This is a genomic window from Photobacterium panuliri (genome assembly GCF_059920555.1).
Genome location: NZ_CP197192.1, coordinates 1,812,587 through 1,826,654, shown reverse-complemented (window position 1 = coordinate 1,826,654; position 14,068 = coordinate 1,812,587). Strand labels below are relative to the sequence as shown.

The 14,068-nt window shown below is 43.9% G+C and carries 11 protein-coding genes; 3 read left to right on the top strand and 8 right to left on the bottom strand.

Features of this window, described 5'->3' with window-relative positions; translation table 11 throughout:
- Positions 1-48: 48 nt before the first annotated feature.
- From ACSF8X_RS08480 to ACSF8X_RS08445, 8 genes are all read right to left on the bottom strand, one after another.
- Positions 49-1,200 (bottom strand): transglycosylase SLT domain-containing protein, encoded by a 1,152-nt coding sequence (locus ACSF8X_RS08480; RefSeq protein ID WP_053062382.1) that lies wholly within the window; start codon positions 1,198-1,200, stop codon positions 49-51.
- A gap of 11 nt (positions 1,201-1,211) precedes the next feature.
- The gene (locus tag ACSF8X_RS08475) at positions 1,212-1,814 is read right to left on the bottom strand and encodes an LPP20 family lipoprotein (protein WP_047877921.1); all 603 of its coding nucleotides are present in this window, start codon (positions 1,812-1,814) and stop codon (positions 1,212-1,214) included.
- Between the two features lie 56 nt (positions 1,815-1,870).
- Positions 1,871-3,484 (bottom strand): hypothetical protein, encoded by a 1,614-nt coding sequence (locus ACSF8X_RS08470; RefSeq protein ID WP_047877920.1) that lies wholly within the window; start codon positions 3,482-3,484, stop codon positions 1,871-1,873.
- 1 nt (position 3,485) lies between these two features.
- On the bottom strand, positions 3,486-4,604 hold the full coding sequence (locus tag ACSF8X_RS08465) for a tetratricopeptide repeat protein (protein ID WP_157037783.1): 1,119 nt from the start codon (positions 4,602-4,604) through the stop codon (positions 3,486-3,488).
- A gap of 23 nt (positions 4,605-4,627) precedes the next feature.
- Positions 4,628-5,578: a hypothetical protein gene (locus tag ACSF8X_RS08460; protein WP_500849651.1), complete on the bottom strand. Its 951-nt coding sequence runs from the start codon at positions 5,576-5,578 to the stop codon at positions 4,628-4,630.
- Between the two features lie 25 nt (positions 5,579-5,603).
- Positions 5,604-7,145, bottom strand: coding sequence for a hypothetical protein (locus tag ACSF8X_RS08455; protein WP_500849650.1), 1,542 nt, complete (start codon positions 7,143-7,145; stop codon positions 5,604-5,606).
- Complete coding sequence (locus ACSF8X_RS08450) at positions 7,145-8,164, bottom strand: penicillin-binding protein activator LpoB (protein ID WP_240478257.1); 1,020 nt, start codon at positions 8,162-8,164, stop codon at positions 7,145-7,147. The genes ACSF8X_RS08455 and ACSF8X_RS08450 overlap by 1 nt, the downstream gene beginning before the upstream one ends.
- Positions 8,165-8,226: 62 nt before the next feature.
- Positions 8,227-8,838, bottom strand: a complete 612-nt coding sequence (locus tag ACSF8X_RS08445) for a hypothetical protein (RefSeq protein WP_047877917.1) — start codon at positions 8,836-8,838, stop codon at positions 8,227-8,229.
- Between the two features lie 867 nt (positions 8,839-9,705).
- On the opposite strand from ACSF8X_RS08445, the gene ACSF8X_RS08440 reads away from it, so the two are divergent.
- From ACSF8X_RS08440 to ACSF8X_RS08430, 3 genes are all read left to right on the top strand, one after another.
- Entirely contained in the window at positions 9,706-10,299 is a 594-nt protein-coding gene (locus ACSF8X_RS08440) for an HD domain-containing protein (RefSeq protein ID WP_500849649.1), read from the top strand.
- A gap of 166 nt (positions 10,300-10,465) precedes the next feature.
- Positions 10,466-13,615 (top strand): EAL domain-containing protein, encoded by a 3,150-nt coding sequence (locus tag ACSF8X_RS08435; RefSeq protein WP_500849648.1) that lies wholly within the window; start codon positions 10,466-10,468, stop codon positions 13,613-13,615.
- 100 nt (positions 13,616-13,715) lie between these two features.
- Positions 13,716-14,051, top strand: a complete 336-nt coding sequence (locus ACSF8X_RS08430) for a hypothetical protein (protein WP_500849647.1) — start codon at positions 13,716-13,718, stop codon at positions 14,049-14,051.
- The last annotated feature ends 17 nt before the right edge of the window (positions 14,052-14,068 follow it).

The window sequence follows — 14,068 nt, the reverse complement described above, 5'->3', positions numbered from 1 at the left end:
AGACACTATAGAAAAAAGCCCTGATATTTCAGGGCTTTTTTATGGGGATTAAATGGACTGCGTATTTAGCAATTGGCTGTAGTAGCGGCGCTTATCCTGAACTTTCTTGAGGTAGTTGCGAGTTTCCTTGTAAGGAAAATCCTCCGTTATCGAACTAAAAACCTTGGTGGCCGTTAGCTCATTCACTGCCACCGGCAGCGACGACAATGAAGGCTTACCTGAAAAATGTTTCGCAACAGCCCCGACTCCACCGTTATAGGAGGCAATAACAAGGTAAGTTCTCACCTCGTCATTACTGACTTTCTTCAAATAGTGTTTGTCCAGAATATTGAGATAACTTGTACCAATATCAATATTGAATTCTGGGTTAAAGAGCACCTCCGGCGGCAAAAGCTTCTCTTTGCCTAAATACCGTTTGGTGACATCTTTACCCGCAGAAGTTGGCACGACCTGCATCAAGCCATACGCTGGGATATGCGATTGGGCCATTGGGTTGAAATGGCTTTCAGTATGCATAATCGCCAAAATCAAAGCCGGCTCAATATCCCATTTCGTTGCCATTTGGCGTACATAGGGAATATACGCTTGTGCACGTGAGTTGACCGTATCCTGAGAAACCGCCATGCTCACTCGAGTCACATGAGAGCCATTTTTTTGGGTAAATGACTCTTTTTTCTGCGACCCCAACACAGTTTCAACATTAAGCCCGGACATTACCTTGGTCTTCGCCAATGACTCAGGGGGCTGCACATTGTTACTCGCTAGCACTTTGTCCTTTGCATAGGCCTGCTGCGTTGTTTGTTCTGTAAGCTCTTTAATCTGCTCACGAACAATACTCTCCACCTTTTTCGGTGGCATATCCTCATCAAGGATTTCGATAACGATAGCACCGGTTTCGAAATCCACAGTACGCTTAACTGTATCGTCACTGCTGTACTGCACCCACTGGGTCTGATTGGTTAACGCAGGGTTATCCCATTTTTTTGCTAAAGCCTGCTTTGCCTGATTGAACGCATTCAAATATGCCTGCTTTGATTGCTCAAACGCATCATAGTGTTGCTCTTTGGTTTGAGAAAAAGAAGACAAGGTGGAAAGTTTCTTCTTCTCAAATTCGCTTGGGCCATCAGAGGCATTTACTGTGGCCAAACTCGACATTAAGCACAAGCCACCGATATATAATGTTGTTTTTAATTTAGCCACAGTTTTCCCCCTTACTGATGCGCTAGTGCTTTAGCAATATCGTCAGCAAGCTTTAGGTTTTCCTCAGGAGTCATACCTTGTTTCTCTTCAGGATGCTTGTCCTGATATTCATCCACAACGCGCTCAACATTTTGCTGCAATGCCTGCTTTGGTAGCGCTAGGTGAACATAGAAATAACCATCTGGGCCGCGCATTGTGCGAATAGTCTCAACACCTTCCAAAACAACATTTGACACAGAATCAAGCTCTGCAGATGTCGCTTGGGTCGCACCAGCCTGGCCATTAACACCTAATGTGCCCGTTTTGTTCTTCATCGAAACGATGATTTCACTCTTAACTTGATCCGCTAGCTCTTTTTGACCTTGCTGAATCGCTAAGTTTTTCTGGTGAGCCAAACCACCAGCAGAGTTGCCGCTAAAGCCTACGGCTGAACGAGCATACCCATCGCGGTTAACCTCACCACTACAAATCCAGTTTGGAGCAGGTTTCTCTGGTGCACCAAAGAAGTAGCACTCGTGTACCACAGGGTTAACGACTTGCGGTGCTGGTTGCTCAGGAGTAGATTGACAACCCATCAATGCCGCAGCTACTGAAAACATCACTACTTTTTTCATTATTGATTCCTGTTTTTATTAAATATTCGAAAAGTCAGACTCACAATTCTTAAGAATTAGAAGTCATCTTCATCGATGGTTGGGGCATTGAGTAAGGTATTACTGCTTGTAGCCACTTTCTTGTGTGAAACCGTATTAGCCGCTTTTGTCGGCATAACACCACTGTCAGTGCCAACGCTGGCTTCTACATCCGCTTTTTTCGATGCTTCAAGAGACTGCTCCAACTTATCTGCGACAACCTGCTTCACACTGTTACTCAGGTTTGCTTTCGTTGCCGATTGATATGTTGAGTAGCTCAATTTCAGAGCTTCTGCTGCACTCTGTCCTGAAACGCCGTAAGCGATCACATAAATTTTCTCGTTAGAAATTGGGTGCGTTACCGTTTTGCTCATCAGCTGAGACATACCATTCACTTGACGGTTTTCTACCGCTTGACGAGTTGTCTCAGCAAAGCTGGTTGCCACTTCAGTGTGGTCTTTGCCGCCTAGCTCACCAGAGCGAGTCTGCAGGGCAATCTCTGCTTGCTTTTGCGTTTCCATGTCAGAGTACAGCGCCATCACAGCCTCTTTCTTGGCCATCAGGTCTGCAATACCCTTGTTTTTACGAATCTTGCTTGAAGAACCGCTAACCGGCATTGCATAGGCACCGATAAACCAACGGTCACCCTTGTTATCCACGTAGCTACGAGGGCCAACCAAGGTCGCTGCATCTTGCGTATCTAGCCACTCTTGTACAGACAACGCTTTCTTAGGCTTAGTATCCTGCTCTTCGCCTGTCAGAATGGCTTTAGCGCCCTCTTCCAGCTTTGGACTCCAAACGGTAAGAACAGCGACTTCATAACGCTCTTCCTCTGCGTTCCAAGATTCCGCCTGAGCAAGAATGGATGTGCCCATTAGTGGAGCTTTAGCCAGAGTCTCAACAGCGCTTGTCGCTTCCAAAGCAACACTGCCTTTGATTGCCTCTGCTTTTGCGACAATGTCCTCATGCTCGGCCATGGCTTCTTCATAGCGAGTCTTGGCTTTCTGGTAGGCTTTTCGTTTTTTCTCTTCGATATCGCCTGATGAGTAAGCCGTATCCAAACGCTTAATCAACGCATCCATGAATGCCTTGGTACGATCTTCTAAAGTTACGCCTTTCAGCTTCTCCGCTTCTGCTGCATCAACTTCTGCAAGTAGCTTGGCAAGCGCCTTTTCCGAGCTCGCGATTTTCTTTTGAATCTTAAGGAACTGCTCGTTCAATTCTGCATAAACATTGGTACCAGGAGCACTTAGCTGATCTGCCGCGGTCATCTGGGTACGCATGAATTCAACGACTTTTGCTTTCGCGCCCATTACCGCCAACGTACTAAACATTGAACGTTTGGCAATAAAGGAGTCGTCATACGTAGGGTCTTCATTATCAAATGACTCGCTATGAACGACAAAAATGCGCTTCTTATTTGCATCCCAGCCTTGGCCCCAACCACGAGTTTTCATCAAGTCCCGCAGTTGATCTTCAGCAGAGACATAAACTTCTTCGGTGATTTCCTGCTGCTGGTACGGCTGCTCTGTCAACTCAGCAACAGCTTCAAGCGCCGGATCCGCCTCTTTGGCGATAAAGTCTGCAGCATTCGCAGCTGGTAGGATGGCTAAACCAATTGCTAGCGCTAATGGGGTTAAAATTTTCTTCATATTACTCACCACTTATTTGCTTTTTCGACCAAGGCGAAAAGGAATTCTTCTTATTGATTAATTGCAGCCAATGCCTTAACTGACTTGCAGCCTTAGGATCGGTTTCAATTTGGGATAAATAGAGGTAGACCCAAGATTCAGGGGAATCAGGGGATTGCATGATGTATTGTTTCGAGGATGCCTGAGCTAACTCTTTCTGCCCTAATGCCCGTGATATATCGGCCAGCATTTTCCAGCTTTGTGCTTTTTGGGGCGCCAAATTTACTGAAAGGGTCAGATCGTCGATGATCCCCTGTGCATTCCTACCTTGAGAAAAATTGCTCTCTGCCCGCTTGAACAAAATATCAGCCAAGGCATAGCTCGGGTGTTTGTTTTCAATACGGAAAACCCCTTCTGCACCCAAGATCGTCGCCACAACATGGTGGATGTCGTAATCTGAGAAGGCCTTCTCCGCTAGCCCGCAACGTGCTTGCTGGCAGTCAGGACGCTCATCGGTAACAGCCAGGTTGACTGGAACCGCTGTACTATTTTCAATGTGTTGGTAAATATTGGCGAGCTCTTCTAGCCCAAGGCTTTGCAAGTACGCTCTTACTCGTGAGTAATCTTGGGATTGTACGGCAGCCGATAGCAATTTGACGGCGCTGCTCTCGACTTCTGCACGCGGGATCGTCACACCGTTGGGTTGAAATTGTTTGCTGTCAACAACCACAACGTATTCTTGGATACAGTTGTTTGCGGCGGTATTACGGTCAAATAGCAGCTGATGCTTTAGCACAGTTTGAGCATTCAATTGTGTTGAAACATCCAGCTTAATGTCACTTCGCAACGGCTGAGTAATATCAGCAATACGATCAGAAAAAGAAACACTCCTATCTACCATTTCTCGGGCAAGCATTTTATAGAACTCTTGCTCCGCGGCTTTGGATTCAGCGGTTCCTGCATATTTTTTCTTTGAGAGACACTCTTGCTTTACAACAAAATAGACATGTTCATCTACCGTATATACACCGGTATCATTGTTAGAGAGTGTATTTTGATATACATCCGCTGGCGTTTGTGCCATAAGCATCGGACTCATCATTACACACATCGCTGTGGCAATTCTTTTTCTTAAAGACATGCTAACTGACCTTTACCTAACTGCTATTGGATAACAACATCGCTTGTTGCTGGGTCTAGCAAAAAATTCATCAGAGAATTTGAACGATCGAAATGGCGGTTGAAGACATCCGTTGCGTTAATGAGTGCCGCTTTTTTTGAACCGCTGCTCTTGCCTTCAAGAGCGACCGTTTTGGACCTAACGACAGGCGAACCCAATTCAAAATACAGGGTAATCGCATCCACCCTCTGGGTGCCCGAACGACTCGACTCCGAACTCGCATTAATATCAAGCGTTTCACAGGCCGCATCATTCTTCACATTGACACCTGCCGTAGATAACGCTGACTCAACCATAGGCTTGAATATCTTGCCTTCGTACGAATGTCCTTTGTAATTAACCTTCAGGCAAGATGAAGACTGATACCCATTAAGCTTTGTAAGCAATTCAACAAACTGAGCGTGATAGTGTTTACCGGCCGCAGAACTATCAGAAATAATAGCGGCACGCTTAGCCGACAAAGCGAGCTCATCACGCGCTTCAAACAAGCGTAAGTAATCTTTAAAACTTAACGCCTCCGGCCCTGTTTGACCGCTGAACTCGCTGCTCGATATAGCCAGTGTCCTTTCATACAAGTTCACCAACTCCGTTTTGGAGACTTTCCCCATGACATAATAGATACCGTCTTCGGATGCTATTTGCGGCCATGAAATCTCCGGCAAAAGAATATGATCGGCGTTTGTATGAGTATGGGACGAAGAACGTTGCGTTCCTTCATCCCCTATTGTCTCGACGGTCTGGCTAATTTCAAATGAGTGCGTAGAGCTGATAGAAGATGCGATCTGATTCTTCGCATCTAACTTTGCATTTGCCAATGTATCACCGATTCCAATGCCCACATAGGCACTGGAATCAGGCTTAACTTGTTCAACCCAGTCCGGTTGAGCCCAAGCATTTAGAGAGGCGAATACAACAATAAATAAGCTGTATTTCATCGCGATTCCATTGAACCTATTATTTCTAGCTAGTAATTATTTTGAATTCAGCAGTACGATTATTAATCGTTTCAGCATGCGGTCGACGGCCCTTACCTTCTTGTTTAAACGTACGGTAAATTTCATTCAAACTCTGGTCGAAAGCCTCGCTCAATGGCCCCGAATAACGGAAATCCAGAATCATCACCTTTCCGTTTTTATTCCAGTTCCACCCTTCGACTTGACCACCGCTTCCATTATTTAGCACATGCTTAAATAGCTCTACGTCCGTACGCTTGGCGTTCTTAAGCACAATTTGATAAAGCATTCCCTTTTCCGCATGGCGGGCCAGTGATTGGATAATTTCCACACCCATCGCTTTTTTCAATTGCTTATAGGCCACATGCTCCGAAACTTGTTTTGAGCGGCTGATAGGATCTACATAAATCCGACTCTTTAACGGGTCATTGGTAACCGTGAAAAGAATTTCACCAGTCTGGTTGTCTTTTAACTCCACGCTTACCGCGGTTTCGATTCCTTGGACACCTTTGTGATTTTCTACCGATTTCTGTTTTTGGTTGAGGTAAAAACTATGTGTCGACTTCGTTTTTCCATCATTGATAGAAAAACCCAGTCTTTCCAACTCATCGACTAGCCAGTCTGTCTTAAAGCTATTTTCTGAATGAACATCAAAAACCGGCTGGCCAAAAATTTTCGTATAAAAACTGACGTCATTAAGCAGTTTTCCTGAATTAACTTCAGCTTCGATAATGACGTAGTATTGGCCACGAGCAATATCTTCATCCAACAATTCATATCCACTCACATAGCCTTCGCTTTTAGTAGAAATTGCCAATGCGATTGCATCGTTAAATTTGCCGGATTTTCCTTGCAGCATGACGCCCTGCACTTGCTGAATAGCATTATGCAGCGCATTTGTCAGAGCTAGCTTGCGAGCTTCTGCCTCGCCATGCTTCATATCGGCAAGCCCTTTGGCCTCGACAAATTCAGATTTTAGCTCTGCCTGTGCGATCGAAGCGCCATCACTACCATTGGCGATAATAATCGTATTACCCGCCACGCCAGAATGACTCGAAGATGCTCTGAGCTTGCTGATTTTGTTAACGTCAGATTCAGTAATCAGCATCGCAACAAAATAACTGCCGTCATACTTACCAGACTTCAGCTCTTTAACTGCTGACAGTGAACCACTGAAGCGGGTGTTAACAACATCGACAAATGATTCTTTGGAGAACTCGCGATCTTCCTCCGCCGACACCGTGATATATTCCATAGATGCCGATGAGCTACCGCTCATGGTAACGCCATTGATCATTTCGTTGAGCTTCCTCAACGCATCAATACGCGCTTCTTCCAACCCCTTCGTTTCATTTGAGCGATCGGATAATCCCATAGCCACTACGTAATAACCTGTCGCAGCGCTGCGGCCTGAAATGGTGCCGCCCCCCATATCAAACAAAGTAAAAACATCATCCATGGGCTCTGCGATTACCGGCACACTCATGGTTGATGAGGCGATAACAACAGCGGCCGTCTTAAGAATATTACGTAGCAGCTTTTTCATCATTAAAGAGCCCAGTCTTCAGGTGTACCGACTGATACGGCGTAGATCTTATGACGTTTTAGGTACTCTTTACCCATGGCTTCCAGATTTTTCTGGACGTCTTGAGCGTCAAGATCATCTTCTTTCCACGTAAACAAAACACCAGAACCGCTTTCCGCTTTTGGCGTTACTTCACCAGAGGCAATTGGAATATCCAGGCCATCATCGCTTAGGAACAAAACAACAGGCTGCTTGGTCGCAAAGCCCTGGTTGATACCTGCATCAATCGCAAAACGACCATTACGGAAGTTCGTCACGCGACCACCCACTGGGTAGTAGTCAATGGTACGGTTTACCAAGACCTGAATTGCCTTTTGCGCCGCTTCTTTATAGGCTTCCTGCAATTCATTTTGCTTACGGTAATCAAAACCGCCTAGGAATGTCCCCTCAACCATAAAGAAACGCTTTGCCGGCATATTGTGGCGAATGGGTTCAAATGAGTGGATGATACGACCCGTTTGAGGATCAACAACTTTTGTCGTCACCAAACTACGGAAAATGATTTCGTTGTGATCGCTTTTCTTTTTGATTACGCTGCCTAGGGCAACGGATGTTTCAAAAACAAAATCCGGGTTCAGTTGGTTACCACGCTGAATCGCACCTTCTTCCTGCGTATTTTCAGCTTGATATGCAACCTCGTAATCACAAGCATCACAGTTACGCGTAAGTACTTCATAACGCTTGGTACGAGCTAGTTCATTTTCCAAAAGCTTTGCGATGATACCGGTATCAATCGTCGTCTTTTCCGCGTCATTTTCGAACCGGATATGATCTACGTATGCTGCAATGGACATTTTGCTGAATGCCTTTACATCATAGTTACTTGGCAATTGGATATTCTGGCTCTCATAGAGTGCTTCTTTGTTGACTCTATGGATTTTTGAGTTGACGTCTACATCAGCCTCAGAGTTGATTTTTAGGCTTGTCGATTGACAGCCTGAGATAGCGGCAATCATCACCGCTAGGCTTAGATATTTTTTCACCACAACACTCTCACAAAAAATAAGAATATTAAAAAAGCCAGGCTAGCTGGCTTTTTTTAAAATTATCCGGCACGGCTGAACGCAGATACTGTCTTGTAGTTGTTGTATGCACTAATAACAGTTGCGTTCAGGTATGAGATTTGATCGATAGTGAAAGAAACGTTTTCTTTCTCAGTTAGCAACTGAGTGAAATCAATACCTGACAGCATATCTGTAGAATCTAGCGCTAGGAAGTGTGATGAGTTTTCAAGGGCAACTTTAGCAGCTTCGCCTAGGCCAGACATCATCTCTTCAGACATAGATGACTTCATGAAATTATCGACAACTTTCTTCTGATCTGCTGGTAGAGCGTCATAAATTGCACGCTTTTCTTCTTCAGTTTCAACTGCTTCTGTTGCTGCAAAATAGTTGCCTAGTACAGGAGTGCTCTTTAGCTCGTCAATGTAACGCTCATAAGTAGGCTTCGCTGCAAGGAACGCTGTATTTACAGTAAAGCGAACAACTTCAAGCTGCTTAACATTCGATGGCTGGTAGCCTTCCGCATTTGCTTTAGTCATCAGCTCAGCACCGTCTTTACGCAGCGCATCGTAATTAACTGTGTCTGATTTATTCAGCATTGAACAGCCTGAACCCAAAGATGCAACAAGTGCCACTGCTAATAGTGTTTTTTTCATTTTTATGCCCTTTATTTAACCAATGCCATGAGGAGCTTATAAATATTAAACGTGCTTAGTCACAATTTAATTTTTGGAAAATTTAGATTAAACCGGACTCTATACACAAAGCAGCCATTTAACTATTAGCCTTGCGAACTTTCGTAAGGTTTAATGAGATTAATGACGCATTTAAAACCACGCGAATTTAGCCAAAAACTAAAGCCGACGCAACTGAGCAAGAGCGATAGAAGTAACCATGAAACATGCATAAAAATGCAAACAAGAAGCCTATAAAGTTGATATTACTCCCATATTTTAAGAGAAAGCCGTTTTTACACATGCTTTTCTGAACATATTTCAACCTACTTATACACTATTTATCGCGCCATTTTTTTGACGCATCGAAATTTATTCATCAAACTGAATAAATTTATCATGGTATATATTGGCATAATTTATTTATTTTTGTGATCTTAAACATTAGCCGTTCATTATTTATACTTTTAAGTAGTAAATCATTAAACACCAAATACTCACAAGACAAAATCATCATTCATTACAAAACAATAAAACAACGTTTAATTTATGAATATTTACCTCATCCCCCTCAAAACCATACATTCAATGTAAATAAAATGTTTCATAAAGTGCTTTCACCCATCGCATGCTTCCGCGGAATTAACTTATCTCAACAGCTGTGATAAGAAACAGCCAGACTTGAGTAAATAATTTCATTAACAGAATAAAACAAGCTAGATATTGTGCCATCGTGCAATTGCCGTTTACACTCATTCCTTAAGCCTTGTCTAATACAAGCAACCCTATTTCTGGCCTACTCCACCTGCCGAGAAATAACAAAATCACCGCTTACACACCGAGGATATAATGAACAAACTTGAACAACAGTTGGCTTTTATCCATGAATTAGACAAACTCAAAGCCGTCTACCGAAAGACAATGGTAAAGCCTGACAATAACCGACAGGAAAACAGTGCCGAACATAGCTGGCATATCGCTCTAATGGCACAAGTACTCAAAGAGTATGTAGCAGAAACAGTGGATATCAACCGGGCAGTATCGATGCTGCTTATTCACGATATTGTTGAGATTGATGCAGGCGATACCTTCGCGTTTGCAGCGCAAAGCGATCTTGATGGGCAAGAAGAAAAAGAACTCATCGCGGCTAACCGCTTATTCGGCCTATTACCTGAAGCACAGTTTAATGAAATGAAAACGCTATGGATCGAGTTCGAGCAAGCTCAAACTGCTGATGCCCGTTTCGCAAAAAGTATGGATCGCATTTTGCCACTCCTACAGAACATGGCGAATAACGGTGGTAGCTGGGTTCAGCATCACGTCACTCGTGCACAAGTGCTCAAGCGCAATGAATACCTAAAAAATGTCACACCGGCACTTTGGGATTACGCCTGCAGCCAAATTGATCTTGCCGTTGAACGCGGCTGGTTAGTTGACCAGTAACACTCTAGATACAGCCAGTATGGCCACCGTCATACTGGTTTTCTTTTTTTTCCCGCTAAATCGTGATCAACTATGTAAGTTTATCTAGATAAAACCGCACAGTATATGCAACACGTAACAATGCTTAACTATAATAGTTTATACCTAACGCTATCATGGATGATATATGAAGGCTGTACTATTGCGTTTTCTTATACTGTTGTTTTTGCTGCTCGGACTTACATCCGTTGCAACGTACTATTTTTACAGCGAGGATGTAAAACAACTACACCATCAGATTCAGGATAGGGAACGAAGCCGTCACCTGTCCAACCTTCATATTACCCGTTTGCACTTTTCCCCCATTATCGATGATCTCAACTATTTAACGGAGAAGGCCAAAGAAACTCTCCTGTCAACACCCTCACAGTTCGAGCAACAGATGGTCGCCAGTTTTATTCGCATGAGCCGCACCCGTGGCTACTACGATCAAATTCGCCTGATTGATAGCAAAGGACAGGAAATCATTCGTGTTGACCGAAACGAGGGAAAATCAACCCTAGTCGCCAAATCACAACTACAAAACAAGAGTCATCGTAATTACATTCAATCAGCGCTTAAAATTCCGCTCGATAGCATTTTTACCTCTCAATTCGACCTCAATACAGAACATGGTAAAATTGAGCATCCATACAAACCGACCCTACGCTTTATCAGCCATTTTAAAGTTGGTGAAAAACGGTGGTTATTGTCATTCAACTATCTGGGTGAAGATTATCTCAGCGAATTGAAACGTCAATTTGGCTCAACCGATGTCCAAAACTGGCTAATCAACAACCACGGCCAGTGGTTATTGGGCCCCAACGGGCAAGAGTGGCTGTTCATGGCAGATCCCGAGCGGCGACCAAGTGATGATTTCCTCACACAGTACCCAACATTATGGCAACAGATCTTAAGTCATCCCAAAGGCCAATATGTCCAAGACGGCTTTCTTTATACCTATACACGCTTCTTTTCTGGCTCATCATTCTCTGGACACAATCATTTTACGCTCCCTTTCAAAGGAACCGACTTACCGTGGACCATCATTTCACGAGTGAATCTCGATCAAGCAGTGGCAAATCTAGCCTATTCACCTTCTCGTGTTATCAAGTTCATTGTCTTGGGCATTCTGCTTGTATCCTTACTTTCAGGTTGTATGGCACTATCCTGGCATTTATTCCAACTACTTTCAGCACAACGGATCCTCTCTCAGGCAAATGAAGATTCCGCAAAAAAGTATCGTACCGTTCTAAAACACGCACCTGATGGCCTACTCACCATTAACGAAAAGGGTGAGATCATCACTATCAATCAGGCAGCCAAAACCATTCTCAACATTACTAATCAAGACACCGAAGGTCGTATCCTAATAAAGCAGTTATCTGGAATACAGGCCCGTAAAGAAGTCAGAAACCTTATCAAAGACATTAAAGGAAAGAATTACAAATCGGGGCCGTTAAAGACTCGAATCCAGCTAAAGAACCTAAAAACCAAACACATAGAAATCATTGCGACTCAAACTTTATACAGTAACAGCACTGAGATTCTGCTCAATCTACGCGACATTACCTATTGGATTGAACGTGAGGAAAAACTCAAAAGCATGTCTCGTGCTTTAGAACAAAGCAACGATGCGATTATCATCACCGACTACAAAGGTATCATTGAATACGTAAATCCATCATTTGAAAAAAATAACAAAGTTAAGCACAAAGATGTTGTCGGAACTCAATCAATCAATCTTCTCAGGCAGGCTTTACTCAGCAATAATGAAGTCTTTGAAGTGCAGCAACAACTGAAATCAGGTCAGACAATAGAGCGAATCATCACTCATCGCGATAAAGGCGACGATATCATTTACGAAGAAAAGACCATCGCCCCCATTCGTAATAATAGAGGGAAGATCAGTCACTACATTTCAACCGGTAAAGATATTACCGAAAGGGTGCTTTTCGAGAACAAAATTCACCGACTGGCTCATTATGATATTCTGACCGAGCTCCCAAATCGTATGTTGTTCCAGCAAGACCTCGAACGTGCTATTGCTCAAGCAGGGCTAACAAAAAGCGTGTCGCTAATGATATTGAATTTGGACCAATTCAAACACGTCAACGACTCCTATGATCATGAGGTCGGCGACAAAGTTATACAGTCTATAGCAAAACGGCTCAAACACACCTTACGTGAAGGCGATATACTCGCGCGCCTTGGCGGCGATGAGTTTGCAATATTGGTTTCACAGAACTTGTCTCCCACCGAGATCGCTCAAATGGCCAGCCGTATCATTTCACATATTTCATCACCGTTAGCCATTGATAGCCTCGAGCTATTCCTCACAGCGAGTATTGGTATCAGTATTTACCCCCAAGACTCAACCAACCCCGAGGAAATCAACAAATATGCGGATATTGCCCTACACCGAGCCAAAGAGCTTGGCCGTAATCAATTCTGTTTCTATACCTCACAAATGCGAGTAGAGAGCACGCGTCTACACCAATTGGAATCCGAGCTGAGAAAGTCATTGGGCACGGATCAATATGCACTCTATTATCAACCGAAAGTCAATTCTCACTCGCACAAGATATGCGGTGTAGAAGCCCTTCTACGCTGGCATAATCCTCAGGGAGAAATCCAACCGCCGCTAGAAATCATCCCGATTCTAGAACGCTCTGGACTTATCATCGACGTGGGTGAAGATCTGATCTATCGGGCTTGTAAACAATTAAGACAGTGGCAAGATAACAACATCTTCTTGTACTTTGCCCTGAATATTTCGGCGCGACAGTTGCTGAACTCCCATATTGTCGAAACAGTACAAAATGCCATTACAGAATCCGGTTGCGATCCAAACTATCTCGAATTAGAAATCACCGAGTCCGTTTTGATGTCAGATGTCAAAAATGCACTCGACAAGCTCATCAAACTTGAAGCTATTGGCGTTAAAATTGCCATTGACGATTTTGGCACCGGCTATTCATCACTGGCTTACCTAAACCGGTTCCCAATCCATATCTTGAAAGTCGATCGTGAGTTCGTCAAAGATCTCCCATGGAGCAATGACAATATCACTATTACACGTTCTATTATTGAGCTGGCCCACAACTTGAACATGCGTGTCGTGGCTGAAGGGGTAGAAAACGAAGGGCAAGCAGATTTCCTTGCCAGTGTCGGTGTCGAAGAATTTCAGGGGTACTACTTCGGCAGGCCTATGTCGGTCCCTGAATTTGATGCCATGTACGGTTTTTCTCTCACCAAACGGCCGACCCCCTACCCAGATGAAATTGCGACACATTAAATTTGAGCAAGGAATTGATTTTCGGACAGAGAGCAGATAACGTTTAAGTAGATACCCATGCGGCCAATGTGTTATTGGCCATGACAGACAGGGTTAGCCCATGAGTTTTAGTGATCATTTAGACAATATATTAAAGCAGCGCGAACAAAAAGCACAAGGGCTCTCAGTAGCTGGCCAACCGCGCAAACACACTATTCAGGATCCTACGAACCAAAGCCTGGCACGAGAAGCCATGGCTAAAGCTCAGGAGGATGCTTCTCGCCAGGCGGAATACGATACCAAACTCCCCCATTGCTGTATTAATGGCCGCTATGTTACAGAGGAAGAAGCCGAAGCGATGAAAAAAATGCACACAGAGTGTGCACCGGCCAACCCTGACCGCATTGCCTATATAAACCAACTACGTCGCAATTTAAAATTAAAAAAACGCAATTAAGATTAAGAGGAGGCAAT